This is a genomic window from Aeromicrobium sp. Leaf291, from assembly GCF_001423365.1.
Classification (GTDB): domain Bacteria; phylum Actinomycetota; class Actinomycetes; order Propionibacteriales; family Nocardioidaceae; genus Aeromicrobium.
Genome location: NZ_LMNM01000001.1, coordinates 1,175,877 through 1,191,647, shown reverse-complemented (window position 1 = coordinate 1,191,647; position 15,771 = coordinate 1,175,877). Strand labels below are relative to the sequence as shown.

Annotated in this window: 17 protein-coding genes; 7 read left to right on the top strand and 10 right to left on the bottom strand. The window is 70.0% G+C overall.

Going from position 1 to position 15,771, the window contains the following annotated elements:
• Positions 1–21: 21 nt before the first annotated feature.
• The 7 genes from ASF35_RS05990 to ASF35_RS05960 all read right to left on the bottom strand — a co-directional run bounded on the left by ASF35_RS05990 (position 22) and on the right by ASF35_RS05960 (position 6,558).
• Entirely contained in the window at positions 22–1,485 is a 1,464-nt protein-coding gene (locus tag ASF35_RS05990) for an MCE family protein (RefSeq protein WP_055964211.1), read from the bottom strand.
• A gap of 2 nt (positions 1,486–1,487) precedes the next feature.
• Positions 1,488–2,318, bottom strand: a complete 831-nt coding sequence (locus ASF35_RS05985) for an ABC transporter permease (protein ID WP_055964208.1) — start codon at positions 2,316–2,318, stop codon at positions 1,488–1,490.
• 1 nt (position 2,319) lies between these two features.
• Positions 2,320–3,039, bottom strand: a complete 720-nt coding sequence (locus ASF35_RS05980) for an ABC transporter permease (protein WP_082480398.1) — start codon at positions 3,037–3,039, stop codon at positions 2,320–2,322.
• A gap of 53 nt (positions 3,040–3,092) precedes the next feature.
• Complete coding sequence (locus tag ASF35_RS05975; RefSeq protein ID WP_055966233.1) at positions 3,093–4,052, bottom strand: ABC transporter ATP-binding protein; 960 nt, start codon at positions 4,050–4,052, stop codon at positions 3,093–3,095.
• A gap of 358 nt (positions 4,053–4,410) precedes the next feature.
• Complete coding sequence (gene rplL, locus ASF35_RS05970) at positions 4,411–4,803, bottom strand: 50S ribosomal protein L7/L12 (protein ID WP_055964201.1); 393 nt, start codon at positions 4,801–4,803, stop codon at positions 4,411–4,413.
• A gap of 56 nt (positions 4,804–4,859) precedes the next feature.
• A complete protein-coding gene (rplJ, locus tag ASF35_RS05965) occupies positions 4,860–5,477 on the bottom strand; it encodes a 50S ribosomal protein L10 (protein ID WP_055964198.1) in 618 nt (205 codons plus the stop codon).
• A 271-nt stretch (positions 5,478–5,748) separates the two neighbouring features.
• Positions 5,749–6,558, bottom strand: coding sequence for a hypothetical protein (locus ASF35_RS05960; protein ID WP_055964194.1), 810 nt, complete (start codon positions 6,556–6,558; stop codon positions 5,749–5,751).
• A gap of 152 nt (positions 6,559–6,710) precedes the next feature.
• Between ASF35_RS05960 and ASF35_RS05955 the strand changes: the two genes are divergently transcribed.
• The 7 genes from ASF35_RS05955 to ASF35_RS05925 all read left to right on the top strand — a co-directional run bounded on the left by ASF35_RS05955 (position 6,711) and on the right by ASF35_RS05925 (position 13,560).
• Positions 6,711–7,883 carry a GAF domain-containing sensor histidine kinase gene (locus ASF35_RS05955; RefSeq protein WP_082495383.1) on the top strand — a complete coding sequence of 391 codons (1,173 nt, stop codon included), beginning with the start codon at positions 6,711–6,713 and terminating at the stop codon, positions 7,881–7,883.
• Between the two features lie 132 nt (positions 7,884–8,015).
• On the top strand, positions 8,016–8,543 hold the full coding sequence (locus ASF35_RS05950; protein WP_055964191.1) for a TasA family protein: 528 nt from the start codon (positions 8,016–8,018) through the stop codon (positions 8,541–8,543).
• A 182-nt stretch (positions 8,544–8,725) separates the two neighbouring features.
• Positions 8,726–9,358 carry a signal peptidase I gene (locus ASF35_RS05945; protein WP_055964188.1) on the top strand — a complete coding sequence of 211 codons (633 nt, stop codon included), beginning with the start codon at positions 8,726–8,728 and terminating at the stop codon, positions 9,356–9,358.
• Between the two features lie 70 nt (positions 9,359–9,428).
• On the top strand, positions 9,429–11,273 hold the full coding sequence (locus ASF35_RS05940; RefSeq protein ID WP_200931201.1) for an Ig-like domain-containing protein: 1,845 nt from the start codon (positions 9,429–9,431) through the stop codon (positions 11,271–11,273).
• Complete coding sequence (locus ASF35_RS05935; RefSeq protein WP_055964182.1) at positions 11,273–11,650, top strand: hypothetical protein; 378 nt, start codon at positions 11,273–11,275, stop codon at positions 11,648–11,650. The genes ASF35_RS05940 and ASF35_RS05935 overlap by 1 nt, the downstream gene beginning before the upstream one ends.
• Positions 11,640–12,362 carry a response regulator transcription factor gene (locus ASF35_RS05930; RefSeq protein ID WP_055964179.1) on the top strand — a complete coding sequence of 241 codons (723 nt, stop codon included), beginning with the start codon at positions 11,640–11,642 and terminating at the stop codon, positions 12,360–12,362. The genes ASF35_RS05935 and ASF35_RS05930 overlap by 11 nt, the downstream gene beginning before the upstream one ends.
• Positions 12,355–13,560 carry a HAMP domain-containing sensor histidine kinase gene (locus ASF35_RS05925; RefSeq protein ID WP_055964176.1) on the top strand — a complete coding sequence of 402 codons (1,206 nt, stop codon included), beginning with the start codon at positions 12,355–12,357 and terminating at the stop codon, positions 13,558–13,560. The genes ASF35_RS05930 and ASF35_RS05925 overlap by 8 nt, the downstream gene beginning before the upstream one ends.
• Positions 13,561–13,629: 69 nt before the next feature.
• On the opposite strand, the gene rplA is transcribed toward ASF35_RS05925, so the two are convergent.
• The 3 genes from rplA to nusG all read right to left on the bottom strand — a co-directional run bounded on the left by rplA (position 13,630) and on the right by nusG (position 15,766).
• Entirely contained in the window at positions 13,630–14,346 is a 717-nt protein-coding gene (rplA, locus tag ASF35_RS05920; RefSeq protein WP_055964173.1) for a 50S ribosomal protein L1, read from the bottom strand.
• An 83-nt stretch (positions 14,347–14,429) separates the two neighbouring features.
• Positions 14,430–14,858, bottom strand: a complete 429-nt coding sequence (gene rplK, locus ASF35_RS05915; RefSeq protein ID WP_055964170.1) for a 50S ribosomal protein L11 — start codon at positions 14,856–14,858, stop codon at positions 14,430–14,432.
• A 50-nt stretch (positions 14,859–14,908) separates the two neighbouring features.
• Positions 14,909–15,766 carry a transcription termination/antitermination protein NusG gene (gene nusG / locus ASF35_RS05910; RefSeq protein ID WP_235497344.1) on the bottom strand — a complete coding sequence of 286 codons (858 nt, stop codon included), beginning with the start codon at positions 15,764–15,766 and terminating at the stop codon, positions 14,909–14,911.
• Positions 15,767–15,771: the final 5 nt, after the last annotated feature.

The following is a 15,771-nucleotide window of genomic DNA, read 5'->3' as shown; positions in this document are numbered from 1 at the left end:
CGTTCGCTCGCTTGCGCTCGCTCATCTCACCGTCACCTCCGTGCCACGCAGGATCGGGCTGAGCAGGAGCGACGCGGCGTCGGGGACGCGGTCGGCGTCGACACCGGCCACGGCGGCGGCCATCCGGCGCACGTCGTCACGCTGCTGGGCGCTGTCGGTGTCGGCCAGGCTGGGGTTCCAGAAGCCTGCCGAGTCGAGGTTGGCCACGGCAGCGCGCTCGAAGTCCGCCTCGCTGCCGAACTTGCCGTTGTGGCTGTTCTCGACGCCCACGAGCTTGTAGATCTCCGGAGCGACCTGGAACGGGTCGGCCTGGTTGTAGGGCCACTTGCTCGGGTCGTTGGCGTTCTTCTTGAAGACCTTGAGGTCCTCGCACACGGCGCCCAGGGTGTTGGGGAGTCGACCGTTGTCCTTGTCCGGCGCGTCGATGTACTTCACCTTGTTCGGGTCGGTCTGCTCGGTCTCGTCGAGGGTCTTGTTGTCGGGCACCACGGCGTTCTCCCCCAGCTGGTAGCCGGTGGGCTGCTCGGCGAGGAGCTCCAGGTCGATGTGCACGGTGTTGTTGCGCAGGACGCTGTTGAGCTTCGGCAGCACCGTGGCCATGCCGCCCGTGAAGCACGGGAAGGTGCTGGAGTAGTCGGCCGTGACGCTGAGCAGCTCGCGGTTCTGCTTGGCGAGCACCTCGAGGTTCTCGCCGTTGGCGTCGACGAAGTCGGTCAGCGTGTTCGCCAGCCGGGTGCCCTCGTCGAAGAACGCCGCGAGCTGCGTGCGCTTGGCGACGACCGTGTTGCCGGTGACGACCGTGTTCTTCAGCAGGCGCCCGAGGGTGGGCATCTGCGCGGCGTAGCCGTCGGAGACGGTGCCGAGCTTGGTGAGGTCGTCGACCAGCGTCGGGACGTCGGGGTTGAGTGCCGTGAGGTACTCGTTGGCGGACACGAGGGTCTCGCCGAGCTTCTCACCGCGTCCCTCGAGCGCCTGGGAGACCGCCGTGAGCGTGTACGACAGCTCGGCCGGTTCCACGGCCTGCAGCAGCGGGTAGAGGTCGTTGAGCAGCTCCTCGACCTCGATCGGCACCTCGGCGCGCTGGATCGTGTCGCCGGCCTTCAGCCGCTCGCTGCCCGCGTCGTCGGCGGGGATCAGCGCGACGTACTTCTCGCCGAACAGGGTCTTGGGCACGATCTCCGCGGTGACGTCGGCCGGCACCTGGCCGATCAGGTCGGGCTTGAGACCGAGCACGAGTCGCACGCCGCCGTCGCGCGGCTCGACGTCCTTGACCTCGCCCACGATCATGCCGCGCAGCTTGACGTCGGCGGCCTGCGGCAGGTTCAGGCCGGCCTTGCCGGTGTCGACGGTGACGTCGTCGGTGGCCACGAAGGTCTTGGAGAAGAACGCGAACGTCAGCCAGACGAAGAAGGCCATGAGGACGACGAGTCCGGCCCCGAGGAGCTTCAGGCTCGTGGGACGCTCGGCGAAGGGAGTGGCAGCCATCGTCAACCTGCCAATCTGACGGTGACGGTCGTGCCCCAGATCGCCATGGAGGCGAGCAGGTCGACGACGTTGACGGCGACGATCGACGTACGGACGGCGCGGCCCACGGCCACACCCACGCCCGCGGGTCCGCCGGAGGCGTAGTAGCCGTAGTAGCAGTGGATCAGGATCACCACGACGGCGAAGATCAGCACCTTGCCGAACGACCACAGCACGTCACCTGGTGGCAGGAACGTCGAGAAGTAGTGGTCGTAGGTCCCGGTGCTCTGCCCGAGGAACTGCGTGATCGTCAATCTGGTCGCGAAGTAGGACGACAGCAGGCCGACGACGTAGAGCGGGACCACGGCGATGAGCCCGGCCAGCACGCGCGTGGTGACGAGGAACTGCATCGACGGCACGGCCATGACCTCGAGCGCGTCGACCTCCTCGGAGATCCGCATGGCGCCGAGCTGCGCGGTGAAGCCGCAGCCGACGGTCGCGGCGAGCGCGATGCCGGCGACGATCGGCGCGATCTCACGCGTGTTGAAGTAGGCCGAGACGAAGCCGGACAGTGCGGCGGTGCCGAGCTGGTCGAGCGCGGCGAAGCCCTGGATGCCGACCTCGGTGCCGGTGAAGAAGCACATGGCCACGATGACGCCGACGGTTCCGCCGATGACGGCGAGGGCGCCGGAACCGAGCGCGACCTCGGCGAGAAGCCGCAGGATCTCGCGGCTGTAGTTCTTGATCGTGAACGGGATGGCCCGCAGGACACGCAGGTAGAACAGCAGCTGGGTGCCGAGGCCCTCCAGCGCTGCCGCGGGGCGCTCGTAGACGGCACTGATCTTCGTCGCCATGTCACATCCCCTTCGGTGGGACGAGCTGGATGTAGATGGACGACACGAAGAAGTTCACGATGAACAGCAGCAGGAAGGTGATGACGACGGCCTCGTTGACCGCGTCGCCCACGCCCTTCGGGCCGCCCTTGGCGTTCATCCCCTTGTAGGCGGCCACGATGGCCGCGATGTAGCCGAAGATGACGGCCTTCACCATGCCTTGGTACATGTCGGGCAGCTGGGCCAGCGCCGTGAACGAGGCCAGATAGGCCCCTGGTGTGCCGTCCTGCAGCACGACGTTGAACACGTAGCCACCGGCGACACCGACGATCGTCACCAGGCCGTTGAGGAAGACGGCGATGAGCATGGCGGCGAGCACGCGGGGCACGACGAGGCGCTGGATGGGGTCGATGCCCAGCACCATCATCGCGTCGAGCTCCTCGCGGATCTTGCGCGAGCCGAAGTCGGCCGCGATGGCCGAGCCGGCGGCACCGGCGATCAGCAGCGCGGTCGCGATGGGGCCGGCCTCGCGCACCACGGCCAGCACCGCGGCGGAGCCCGTGAACGACTGCGCACCGAACTGCTTGATGAGCCCGCCGACCTGGAGGGCGATGACGGCACCGAAGGGGATCGAGACCAGGGCCGTCGGCACGATCGTCACGGTGACGATGAACCAGGCCTGGGTCAGGAACTCCTTGAGCTGGAAGGGTCGCCGGAACAGCGCGACGGTGACGTCGAGCATGAAGGCGAAGAGGCCACCTGCGATCCGTGCGGGCGCCGCGATCTTGGTTGCGCTCACGCGGTGCTGCCCGGAGCGAGGCTCATGTTCTCGTCGAACGACCCGGGCGGAGGCGTGATGCCGTTGTCGCGGCACCAGGCGCCCGGCTCGCGCTGCGCGACACGGGGACGACCGTCCGACGGCTCGAGCTGGCGCGGGATGGGCGGCAGCGGCGGCATCTCGATCTCGGACTCGGCCGCGAGCTCGTCGGCGTCCTTCTCCTCGGACATGCCGATCGGACCGACGCGCTGGGCGTTGAGGAACTGCGCGACGACGGGCTCGGTGCTCGACAGCAGCATCTCGCGCGGGCCGAACATCGCCAGGTGCTTGTGGTAGAGCAGGCCGATGTTGTCGGGCACGGTGCGGGTGGAGTTGATGTCGTGCGTGACGATGAGGAACGTGGCGTCGATCTGGGCGTTCAGGTCGATGAACAGCTGGTTGATGTAGGCCGTGCGCACCGGGTCGAGGCCGGAGTCGGGCTCGTCGATGAGCAGGATCTCGGGCTCCAGCACGAGTGCGCGGGCCAGGCCGGCACGCTTGCGCATGCCGCCGGAGATCTCGCCGGGGAGCTTGTTCTCCGCACCGGCCAGGCCGACGATGTCCATCTTGTCCATGACGATCTGGCGGATCTCGGACTCGGACTTCTTGGTGTGCTCGCGCAGCGGGAAGGCGCAGTTGTCGTAGAGGTCCATGGAGCCGAACATGGCGCCGTCCTGGAACAGCACGCCGAACAGCTTGCGGATCTCGTAGAGGTCCTTCTCCTTGCACGTCGCGATGTCGACGCCCTCGATCCAGATGTGGCCCTCGTCAGGCTTCAGCAGACCGATCAGCGTCTTGAGGAACACCGACTTGCCCGTGCCGGACGGACCGAGCATCACGGAGATCTCACCCGCGGGGAGGGTCAACGAGACGTCGCCCCAGATCAGCTGCGAGCCGAAGCTCTTCGTCAGGTTCTCGACCTTGACCTCGACGCCCACGGACCCCTCCTCCACTCCAGCTCGGCCGGTCCCCGTACCGGGCCCGCAGTCGATGTGACCCGGGCCACCCAGCCTAACGAATTTCGGGCGACTCGGTTACGAGTTCGCTCCGTCATGATGACCCGCGAGTAACGTGTCGCAGGTCTCAGAGACCGTACCCCATGCAACTGCGAGTCACAAAGGTGGCCTCGGTCACGTCCCCGACCCTGCCGTTCGGCCCGTCAGCGGAGCGCGACGGCCGCTCGGGCGATCGGCGCGCCGCCGCCTCCGGACACGACGAGACCCCCGCCGACCCGGTCGGAACCGGGTCTGCGGGGGTCTGCGTCGACGTCACGTGGACGTCAGGCTGACAGCCAGGTCACTTGAGCGTGACGGTGGCGCCGGCGGCCTCGAGGGCCTCCTTGGCCTTCTCGGCGGCATCCTTGGCGACCTTCTCCAGGACGGGCTTCGGAGCGCCCTCGACGAGGTCCTTGGCCTCCTTCAGGCCGAGGCTCGTGAGACCGCGCACCTCCTTGATGACCTGGATCTTCTTGTCGCCGGCCGACTCGAGGACGACGTCGAACTCGTCCTGCTCGGCGGCGTCGCCACCGGCGTCGCCACCGGCGGCAGCGGGGGCCGCAGCGGCCACGGCCACGGGGGCAGCGGCGGTGACCTCGAAGGTCTCCTCGAAGGCCTTCACGAACTCGGAGAGCTCGATGAGGGTCAGTTCCTTGAATGCGTCGAGCAGCTCGTCGGTGCTGAGCTTCGCCATGATGTGGCGTCCTTTCGTTGGTGAGACCCCGAGGGGGTCCCGATCAGATCGGGCGTTCAGCCCTCGGTGGAGTCGGTCTCGGCGGGAGCCTCGACCTCGGGTGCCGCCTCGGCCACGGGGGCCTCGGCAGCAGTGTCGGTGGAAGCGTCGGCGGGAGCCTCTTCGGCCTTCTTCGCCTCGAGGGCCGCCACGAGGCGGGCCGTCTGGGCGAGCGGGGCGTTGAAGAGGGACGCGGCGTTCTGAAGGCTGCCCTTCATGGCGCCGGCGAGCTTGGCGAGGAGGACCTCGCGCGACTCGAGGTCCGCCAGCTTCTTGACCTCGTCGGCATCGAGCGACTTCCCGTCGAGGAAGCCTCCCTTGATGACGAGGGTGGTGTTCGCCTTCGCGAAGTCACGCAGACCCTTGGCGGCCTCGACGACGTCGCCCTTGATGAAGGCGATGGCGGTCGGGCCGGTGAGCAGGTCGTCCGACAGGTCGACCCCGGCCTCCTTGGCCGCGATCCTCGTCAGCGTGTTCTTGGCGACGGCATAGCTCGCACCCTCACCGAGCGAGCGCCGCAGTTCCTGCAGCTGCTTCACGGTGAGACCGCGGTACTCGGTGAGGACGATGCCGTCGGAGTCGCGCAGGCTCTGCGTGAGCTCGGCGACGGCAGCAACCTTGTCCGGGCTTGCCATGGGTCTCCTTCTGGTGGTCGTTGCCTCGACCGACGCACGCGCTGCGGTGCACGTCGTCGGGAGGTCCTGACGGACCCACCTCTGAAGGACACCTGCGCGGGCCGCCTCGTTCGAGGCACTTCGCGGGACCCTTGCGGGACCCGGCCAGCGGTCTTCGGCGTGGTCAGTCTACGCACGAGCCCCCGCCGCACCAAATCGGTGCGACGGGGGCTCGTGTGGAGCGCTGGTCGAGCGGCGTCACCCGGCAGGTGCCGGGCGGGCTCGATCGAGCTCAGGCACCGCCCATCTGGGAGAGGTCGACGTCGGAGATCTGGTCCTTCGCCGGCGCCTCGATGGTGACGTCCTCGCCCCACTTGGTGTAGTCCATGGTCATCTTCGTGCCCGCGACGTCCATCAGGATGCGACGCGGCAGGTTGTCCGGGCCGATGTACATCGTGTAGGTGAGGGTCTCCGGGACCTGGGCGGCGTCCTGGCCGGGAGCACCCATCTGCTCGGTGAGCTTGCTGGAGTCCACGGTGACGACGTACGGGGTGGCCTCGACGCCGTCGAGCTTCTCGGCGTCGCCCTTCTGCTCGAAGCCGGTGACCGCTTCCTGCATCTGCTCGATCTGCTTGGAGGGATCGACGCTGTCGAGCAGGCTGCCGTACTGCTCGCCCAGCGGGTTGCTCTTGTCGTTCAGATCGATCTTGGCGAACTTGTTCTGCGACATCGAGCCCATGTTCATGTAGAGGACGCCGTCGATGAGGCGCATCTCCATCTCGCCCTGGGCGCCGAGCGTCATGGTCATGCTCATGGCGGAGTCGGCGGCGGTCTTGCCGGTCGACACGTCGCCGGAGGCCTTGATGTCCTGGCCGCCGACGCCGAACGCCATCTCGACGTGGCTGGTCTTGGCGTCCTGCTGGGCCTTCGTCACCTCCGTGAAGAAGTTCTCCTGGGTGAGCTCGGTGTCGGCCTTCTCGCCGACCGAGGACGTGTCACCCTTGGCGCTGGAGGAGTCGTCACCGCCACAGGCGGCGAGGCCGAGGCCGGCGGTCAGGACGATGGCCACCGCGGCGGCGGACTTCTTGAGGCGCAGGTTCATGTTTGGATCATACCTCTCACTTCGCCCGAGTCGGCGTCCGGTCGGCCAATTCCGGACGTCCGTCCGGCGACGGGCGAAGCTCGCCGCGCCGGCGGACCGCGCCGGGACGCGCCAGGTGTGACATGGTCGAGCGAAGCGATCGAGGAGGTCCGGTGAGCACCGTCGTCGGGGGAACGATCGAGCAGCAGGAGCTCGAGCTGGAGCGCTACGCCGTGCTCACCGAGCCCGTGGGTCGCGACCTGCAGGCGCTCGTCGACCTCGTGGCGCAGGCGTGCGACGTCCCCAGCGCGGCCATCAACATCATCACGCGCAGCCAGCAGCACCAGATCGTCGCGACGGCCGGCATCGAGCCGTCCGTCTGCTCCCGGTCGGACTCCATGTGTGCCGCCGTGATGGCCGAGACCGGGAACGTGGTCGTGCCCGACGCGACGCAGGACGAGCGGTTCCGCACCAACCCCTTCGTCACCGGCGACATCGGGGCCGTGCGCTTCTACGCGTCGGCGCCGTTGGTCACGCCCGACGACGTGCACCTCGGCCGGTTGTGCCTGTTCGACGAGACCGCTCGCACCCTGACGCCCGCGCAGGAGGTCTCGCTGCGCACCGTGGCCGGGCAGGTGATGGACGTCCTCGAGCTGCGCCTGCGCACCCGCGAGCTGGAGCGGGCCAACCACCACCTGGCGCTCTTCGCGGGCCAGGTCAGCCACGACCTGCGCAGCCCGCTCACCGCCATCCTCGCCAACGCCGAGCTGCTCGAGACCGAGCCCGTGGTGGTCACCCACGACGACCTCGGCGCCGTCGTGCGCGCCGTGTCGGAGGCGGGCCGGCGGATGAACCGCATGATCGAGGAGATGCTCGACTTCGCGGTCCGCGGTGGTCGGCTGTCGCTCGTCGACACCCCGCTGGAGCACGTGTTCACGCTGGCTCTCGCGGACCTGGAGCCGGTCGTGCGCCGCGGTGGCGCGACGATCACCGTCGAGTCGCTGCCCACCGTGGCCGCCGACGCCGACATGCTCTACTCCGTCGTGCTCAACCTGCTGACCAACGCGCTGAAGTTCACCCGTGAGGGCGTGTCCGCCCAGGTGGTCGTGAGCGCCGAGCGACACGGCGACGCGTGGCGGGTCGTCGTGGCCGACAACGGGCGCGGCATCGAACCCTCTCGCCGTAGCGAGGTCTTCGACCTGTACGACCGCGGCGACGACCCCGGCGGGCACGGCATCGGCCTGGCCACCACGCGTCGCCTGGTCCGCGCGCACGGGGGCCGAGTCGGCGTGGACGAGTCGCCGACCGGTGGCGCCGCGGTGTGGTTCGAGCTGCCCGCGAGGTAGCCGGCGGCGAGTTCCGAGATGTGGATCTCGTGGGGAGCTCGTGGGGGACTCGTGTGGATCTGGGCTCCGTAGCGTTCCAGACATCACCTCGACCACGGTCGAGCCCCACCGGTCCACACAGGAAGAACCCCCATGAACACCAAGAAGGTCCTCGTCCCCCTCGCCACCCTGCTCGCCGCCGGCGCCGTCGCCATCGGCTCGGGCGCCACGTTCACCTCGAGCACCGCCAACACCATCAGCTCGGTGACCTCCGGCACCCTGTCGCACACCAACTCCAAGAGCAACGCCGCGGTCTTCAACCTCACGAACATCAAGCCCGGCGACGTCGTCAACGGCAGCCTGACCATCACCAACACCGGCTCGCTGCCGGCCGCGTTCAGCCTGACCGAGACCACCTCGACGAACCAGTTCGCCGACGACGCCCTGACCCTCACCATCACGAACACGACCTCGGGCACCCAGGTCTACAGCGGCAACTTCGGCGGTCTCGTCGACGGCAAGAAGAACACCCTGGGCACCGTCGAGCCCGGCGTCGTGAGCAACTACACCTTCTCGGTGCGCCTCGCCGACACCGCCGACAACACGCAGCAGGGCAAGACCGCCTCCGCCGCCTACAGCTGGGACTCCACGCAGCTCTCGGCCACCACCACCAACCAGTGAGAGCCACCCGGACGCCGGCCGTGAGGGAGGCCGACGTCCGGGCGCCCCGGCCAACAGGGGTGGTCCGCGCACCTGACCGGGTTCGCGGACCACGGCCGGACGCAGGACACGTGCTGGTCCCCGTACGAGGAGAGGGACCGCACGGTACGACCACCCGCCACGAGCAGGAGAAGGAGAAGGACATGACCATCCCGCACCGCCGCACCCCCCGACGCGCAGGCCGGGTCCTCCCGGTCATCGTCAACTCCCTCCTGCTCGTGGCGACCGTGGCCGGGCTGGCCTACCTGGCGCCCAGCCTGCTGGGCTACGAGCGCTACGTCATCACCGGCGGGTCCATGTCCGGCTCGATCGAGAAGGGCGCGGTCGCCTTCGAGAAGGCCACCCCCGTCGCCGACCTCGCCGTCGGCGACGTGATCACCTACCAGCCCCCGGCCGACAGCGGCGTCACGAACCTGGTGACGCACCGCATCATCGACATCGGCACGTCCGAGAGCGGCGCCCCGCTGTTCCGCACCCAGGGCGACGCCAACCCCCAGCCCGACCCCTGGACCTTCTCCCTCACCGCACCGGACCAGCCGGTCGTCGAGTTCCACGTCCCGCACGTCGGCTGGGCCCTCGTCGCGCTCGCCGACCGCGACACCCGCCTCCTCGTGATCGGCGTGCCGGCCGGCCTGATCGCCCTCGCGAGCGGCGTCGAGCTGCTCGGCGCCCTCCGCAGCGGCGGACGACGCCGCGACCGGACCGAGGCGCCCGTCCAGCCGACCGCCCCACTGGTCCCCGTCCAGCTCCCCGTCCCCGTCCCCGTCCACTCCTGACCGGTTCCGTGGAGGTCGTGTGACCTTCGCGTGGGGTCTTCGTGGAGTCGACCTCCCTACCGTTGAGGACATGAGCATGAACGCCCGTCACCGAGCACCGTCCCCCCTGCGGGGCCGCGCGCCGCTGGCGGGCGTCGTCGTGGTCCTGGTCGCGCTCGCGTTCTCCGTGACCGGCTTCTCGTCGGCCAGCTTCTCGGCCCGCACCGTCAACCCGGTCGGTACCGTGACCGCGGCGTCGGACTGGACGCCGCCCAGCGTGGCCGTCACGGCGCCGGCCGGCGGCAGCGTGACCGGGACCGCCACGATCGCCGCCACCGCGAGCGACGCCGAGTCCGGAGTCGCCCAGGTGGTGCTGCAGCACCAGGCCGCCGACGCGTCGAGCTGGACCACGCTCTGCACGGACACCACTGCGCCGTACTCCTGCTCGTGGGACACCCGGACGGGCGCGACCCCCGACGGCCCCTACGACCTGCGCGCTGTCGCCACCGACAAGGCGGGCCACACCACCATCTCCGAGCCCGTCCGGACCTACGTCGCCAACACCTTCGCCATCGTGCTGGCCCCGCTCGGCGAGGCCCTGACCGGCACGGTGACGGCATCCATGAGCGTCTACAACGCCGGCCTCGCCATCGGCTCCCCCCGGTTCGAGTACTCCCCCGCCGGCACGAACAAGTGGACCCGAGCCTGCACCGGCAGCCTGTTCATCAACACCACCACCACCTGCTCCTGGAGCACCACGACGGTGCCGGACGGCACCTACGACGTGCGCGCCGCGATCGACACCCTCGCCGGCACCCGGTACTCCACCGTGCAGACCGACGTCCTCGTCGACAACACCAAGCCCGCCGTCACGATGACCGACCCGGGCACGCCGCTGAGCGGAACCCGCACCTTCTCCGCCACGGCGACCGACGCGGGCTCGGGTGTCGAGACGGTCGAGCTGCAGTACTCCCAGGGCACCACCGGCACGTGGAAGACGCTGTGCACCGTCACCTCCGCGCCGTGGTCGTGCCGCTACGACACCACCGCGCTGACCGGCGGCACCTACTCCTTCCGCGCCGTCGCCACCGACGCCGTCGGCCTGCAGTCCACCTCCGCTGCCGTGGCCAACCGGGTCGTCGACAACACCGTCTCCTCGGTGTCGCTGGCCGACCCCGGCCAGTACCTCACCGGCACGGTCACGCTGACCGCCGCCGCCAACGCCTCGGCGGGGATCGCCTCGGTCAGGATCCAGCGCGCCCCCGCCGGAGGCAGCACCTGGACCGACGTGTGCACCGACACGACCGCTCCCTACACCTGCGCCTTCGACACCAAGTCCGTCGGCGACGGCAGCTACGACCTCCGAGCGCAGCTGGTCGACACTCGCGGCACGATCACGACCTCCGCCGTCGTCGGTGCCCGCCTCGTCGACAACAGCCCGGTACGGGCGCTCGACGTGCAGTCCGCCAACGGCGGCGGCACCGTGGGCCGGGTCGACAACGGCGACACCGTCACCTTCACCTACAGCGAGAAGCTCGACCTCGCCACCGTGGTCGGCGGGTGGGACGGCACCGCCAGGGCCGTCACCGTCCGGCTGCGCGACGGCAACCTCGTCGGCGGCGGCGCCAAGGACGACACGATCGACGTGACCGGGGCCAACCTCGGCGCCGTCAACCTCAAGGCCGACTACGTCAAGAGCGGCAAGACCGTCCAGTGGGCCGGAAGCATGACGGCCACGACCGTGACCGTCGGCGCCTCCACCCGCACCGTCGTGACCGTGAAGATCGGTGCCGTGACCTCAGGATCGGGGCTGCGCACCGTGACCAGCGCAGCCACCATGACGTGGACGCCGTCCGCGTCCGCTGCCGACCTGTCCGGCCAGAAGTGCTCGACGGCCCCGGCCGTCGAGACCGGCACCGCCGACCGGGACTTCTGATGGCACGCGTCGCTCCGTCGCACCTCGCGCCGGCCGGCACGGCCCTGCTCGGGCTGCTGCTCGGACGGGCGGCCGTGTCCACCGCGCACGAGCCGTACGCGTCGGTGCTGCTGGGGGTCCTGGCCGCCATCGCGCTCCTCTCGGCGGCCCGCCTGGGCACGGCCCGGTGCATCGAGTCGCGGGTGGCTGCGACCGCGGTGGCCCTGGCGACGGTGACGGGCGTCGTGCTCGCCAGCACCGTGGGTCCTCCCGGCTCGACACCGCACCCGGTCGACGTCACGGTGGTCGCACTTGCGCTGGCGGCCGCGGCGGTCCTGACCCTGGTGGTGGCACCCGAGCCGGAGCGCGCGCCCGCAGGTGACCTCTATGCTCGATGAGGTGTCTCACACTCTCTTGATCGTCGAGGACGACGACCAGATCGCCGCTCCCCTGATCCGCACGCTGGAGCGCGAGGAGCACCTGGTCGAGCGCGTGGCCACCGGCACCGAAGCCCTGGAGCGGCTGGCCGTCGGCGGCGTCGACCTGGTGCTGCTCGACCTCGGCCTGCCCGACCTCGACGGGCTCGAGGTCTGCCGGAGGGCCCGGGCGGACGGGTTCGAGGGCGGCATCATGATCCTGACCGCCCGCGGTGGGGAGCTCGACCGCGTCGTCGGTCTGGACGTCGGCGCGGACGACTACCTCGCCAAGCCCTTCGCCCTGGCCGAGCTGCTCGCCCGGGTCCGGGCACTGCTGCGGCGCAGCGCCCGGCCAGGACCCGAGGTCGCCCCCGCGCCTCCCGTGTCGTCCCCGACCGGCGGGGTTCGCGTCGACCGCGACACCCGGCGCGCCTGGGTGGGCGACTCCGAGCTCACGTTGACGGTCAAGGAGTTCGACGTGCTGGCACTGGTCGAGGCCGCCGGCGGCAGCGTCGTCACGCGCGAGCACGTGATGGACGAGGTGTGGGACGAGAACTGGTTCGGCTCCACCAAGACGCTCGACACCACGATCGGTCGGTTGCGCCAGAAGCTCGAGGACGCCGACGCGCGGGGCCGTGTCGTCACCGTGCGGGGCGTCGGCTTCCGCTGGGAGATCGACGCCGCGGATGCGTGACCGCCTGGTCGCGACGTTCGTCGGGCTGACCCTGCTCGTGCTGGCGCTGTTCGCCGTCGCGGCGTCCTACGTGGTCGCCGACGTCGTGCAGGACCAGGAGCGCGAGCGCGCCGATCGCACCGCCGCCCTGATGGCGGCCGCGGTGGGCGCCCGGCTGACCGCGGGAGCCACCGTCGACCAGGACTACTTCACGTCCCTGCTGCAGGACGACGAGCGCGTGGTCTACCAGCCCCCCGCCGGCGAGCGCATCACCGCAGGGACGGTGACCGTCGACGGCCCGCGCAGCACCCGGGCGGTCGACGGTGGGGGCAGCGTGACCCTCAGCCTCTCCGGTCGATCGATGACCGACCGCGTGTCGGCCGGAGTCCTGCCGCTGGTCCTGCTCTCCCTCGCGCTGGCCGCGGTCGCGGGCGTCGTGGCGGTGGTCATGGCACGTCGCTTCGCCCGGCCCTTCGGCGAGCTGTCGATCGTGGCCGCCGAGATCGGCGCGGGCCGCTTCGACACGCCGGTCCCCCGCTACCGGGTCCGGGAGGCCGACGAGCTGGGCCGGGCGCTGCGCGACACCGGTCGCCGGCTCGACGTCCTGCTGGAGCGTGAGCGCTCGCTGGCCGTGACCGCCTCGCACGAGCTCCGCACGCCCATCACCGCCCTGCGCCTCTCGCTGGAGGACCTCACGCTCTGGAAGCAGGTGCCGCCCGAGGTGTCAGCGGAGCTGACCAGCGCGATCGCCGCCGTGGACCGGCTGGGCGTCGCGGTCACCGAGCTGCTCGAGGTACGTCGCGACGACGCCCTCGACGACGAGGTCGCCCTGGACCTCGTGGACCTCACGTCCACCGTCGCCGAGCGCTGGCGGGAACGGCTGTCCGAGCAGGGTCGCGATCTCGTCCTCACGTCGCGGGCGCCCGTCCCGGCCAAGGTGGCCCCCGAGCCGGTGCGGCAGGTCGTCGACGCCCTGCTGGCACAGGCGACCGACGGCGGCACGGGCAACGTCACCGTCGACGTGTCGACGCTGCGCACCGTGCTGCGCGTGCGCGTGACCGACCAGGGACCACGTCGCCTGCCGAGCGGCGTGCTGCACGGCGACGCCGGGGTCGACGGCCTGGCCGAGGCTGCCGTGACCGCCGAGTCGGTGGGCGGCTACGTCACCGTGCAGGACGCACCGCAGTCACGCGTGATGCTGATCCTGCCCCACCACTGAGGTCGCGCCCCCGGACGCACGGACCCCCTCCGCCCGAGGGGCGGAGGGGGTCCGGTGTCGGCTGGAGGCTCAGGCCTCGTCGGCCGACGTGAAGTTCCGCAGGTGCGTCGTGTCGACGGGGACACCCGGGCCGTTCGTCGTGGAGACGGTGATCTTCTTCAGGTACCGACCCTTGGAGCTGGCCGGCTTGAGACGCAGGATCTCCTCGAGGGCCGCGCCGTAGTTCTCGGCGAGCTGCTCGGCCGAGAACGAGGCCTTGCCGATCACGAAGTGCAGGTTGGCGTGACGGTCGACGCGGAACTGGACCTTGCCGCCCTTGATGTCGCCGACGGCCTTGGCGACGTCGGTGGTCACCGTGCCGGTCTTCGGGTTCGGCATCAGGTTGCGCGGGCCGAGGACGCGGCCGAGCCGGCCGACCTTGCCCATCATGTCGGGCGTGGCGACGACGGCGTCGAAGTCGAGCCAGCCCTCGTTGACCTTGTCGACGAGCTCGTCGGCACCCACGTGGTCGGCGCCGGCCTCACGGGCGGCGTCGGCGTTGGCACCGGTCGCGAAGACCAGGACCCGAGCGGTCTTGCCGGTGCCGTGGGGCAGGTTGACGGTGCCGCGCACCATCTGGTCGGCCTTGCGGGGGTCGACGCCGAGGCGGACGGAGACGTCGACCGTGGAGTCGTAGTTCTTGCTGCCCGACTCCTTGGCCAGCGTGGTGGCCTCGAGCGGGGTGTAGACGGCGTCCTTGTCGATCTTCTCGGCGACGGCGCGGTACGCCTTGCTGTGCTGTGTCATGTCTGGCTTCCTTCGGTGTGCACCAGGTGTGGTCTCGCGGGCCCAGCCGGCCCTGCCACGTGTTGCTGGTCGGGGTGGGTGTGTCAGTCGGTGGTGACGCCCATGGAGCGGGCGGTTCCCTCGACGATCTTCATGGCCTGGTCGAGGTCGTTCGCGTTCAGGTCAGGCAGCTTGGTCGTGGCGATCTCGCGGATCTGGTCCTTGCTGAGCTTGCCGACCTTGTCGGTGTGCGGCGTGGACGAGCCCTTGGACAGACCGGCGGCCTTCTTGATCAGCTCGGCGGCCGGCGGCGTCTTGGTCACGAACGTGAACGAGCGGTCCTCGTAGATCGTGATCTCGACGGGGACGACGTTGCCGCGCATGGACTCCGTGGCGGCGTTGTACGCCTTGCAGAACTCCATGATGTTCACGCCGTGCGGGCCGAGCGCGGTACCGACGGGGGGCGCCGGGTTCGCCATGCCGGCGTTGAGCTGCACCTTGACGAGTGCGGCGACCTTCTTCTTGGGAGGCATTGTTCTTCGGGTCCTTCTGTGGATGGGTGGTGCAGGCCGGAGGAGCCGGCTCAGACCTTCTGGATCTGGGTGAAGCTCAGCTCGACCGGGGTCTCGCGACCGAAGATCTCGACGAGGGCCTTGACCCTCTGCGCGTCGAGGTTGATCTCCGTGATCGTCGCGTGGAGCGTGGCGAACGGACCGTCGACGACCATGACGGAGTCACCCGTCGTGAAGTCGGCGAACTCGACCTTGGGGGACGATGCGGTCTGCTGCTGCTCGGGGGCGTCGGCCGCCTGCTGGGCGACCTCGGCCTCCACCGCCGGGGCGAGCATCTGCTCGACCTCGGCGAGGCTGAGGGGCACCGGCTGGTGGGAGTTGCCCACGAAGCCGGTGACCGACGGGGTGTGGCGCACGACGCCCCACGACTCGTCGGTGAGGTCCATGCGGACCAGGACGTAGCCGGGGAGCACGGTGCGCTTGACGAGCTTGCGCTGCCCGTTCTTGATCTCGGCGACCTCCTCGGTGGGGACGACGATCTCGAAGATGTAGTCCTCGGCGTTGAGCGAGGTGATGCGGTTCTCGAGGTTCGCCTTCACACGCTTCTCCATGCCGGAGTAGGTGTGCACGACGTACCAGTCGCCGAACTGGCTGTAGAGCCGCTCGCGGAACTCCGCGAGCGCGTCGACGGGGGCGTCCTCGCCGGCCTCTTCACCGTCACCGGCCTCGTCGGCAGGGACGTCGGCGTCGAGCTCGGCGTCGACCTCGGCCTCGGCGGCCTGGTCGGCGTCGACGGTCTCGTCGGCGCCCTCGGGCACGTCCTCGACCTCGGGGGCCTCGTCGATCGACGCGGCGGACTCGTCCGACGCCTCGACGTCGGAGAGCTCCTCGACCTCGACGTTGCTCGTCTCGGGGGACTGTTCAGTCACTGGTT

Coding starts and splice junctions, on each gene's coding strand:
- rplK (WP_055964170.1), bottom strand. CDS start 14,858: ATGCCTCCCAAGAAGAAGGTCGCCGCACTCGTCAAGGTGCAGCTCAAC.
- ASF35_RS05980 (WP_082480398.1), bottom strand. CDS start 3,039: ATGCTCGACGTCACCGTCGCGCTGTTCCGGCGACCCTTCCAGCTCAAG.
- rplJ (WP_055964198.1), bottom strand. CDS start 5,477: ATGGCAAGCCCGGACAAGGTTGCTGCCGTCGCCGAGCTCACGCAGAGC.
- ASF35_RS05960 (WP_055964194.1), bottom strand. CDS start 6,558: ATGAACCTGCGCCTCAAGAAGTCCGCCGCCGCGGTGGCCATCGTCCTG.
- rplA (WP_055964173.1), bottom strand. CDS start 14,346: ATGACACAGCACAGCAAGGCGTACCGCGCCGTCGCCGAGAAGATCGAC.
- rplL (WP_055964201.1), bottom strand. CDS start 4,803: ATGGCGAAGCTCAGCACCGACGAGCTGCTCGACGCATTCAAGGAACTG.
- ASF35_RS05985 (WP_055964208.1), bottom strand. CDS start 2,318: ATGGCGACGAAGATCAGTGCCGTCTACGAGCGCCCCGCGGCAGCGCTG.
- ASF35_RS05990 (WP_055964211.1), bottom strand. CDS start 1,485: ATGGCTGCCACTCCCTTCGCCGAGCGTCCCACGAGCCTGAAGCTCCTC.
- ASF35_RS05925 (WP_055964176.1), top strand. CDS start 12,355: ATGCGTGACCGCCTGGTCGCGACGTTCGTCGGGCTGACCCTGCTCGTG.
- ASF35_RS05940 (WP_200931201.1), top strand. CDS start 9,429: ATGAGCATGAACGCCCGTCACCGAGCACCGTCCCCCCTGCGGGGCCGC.
- ASF35_RS05930 (WP_055964179.1), top strand. CDS start 11,640: ATGCTCGATGAGGTGTCTCACACTCTCTTGATCGTCGAGGACGACGAC.
- ASF35_RS05950 (WP_055964191.1), top strand. CDS start 8,016: ATGAACACCAAGAAGGTCCTCGTCCCCCTCGCCACCCTGCTCGCCGCC.
- ASF35_RS05935 (WP_055964182.1), top strand. CDS start 11,273: ATGGCACGCGTCGCTCCGTCGCACCTCGCGCCGGCCGGCACGGCCCTG.
- ASF35_RS05945 (WP_055964188.1), top strand. CDS start 8,726: ATGACCATCCCGCACCGCCGCACCCCCCGACGCGCAGGCCGGGTCCTC.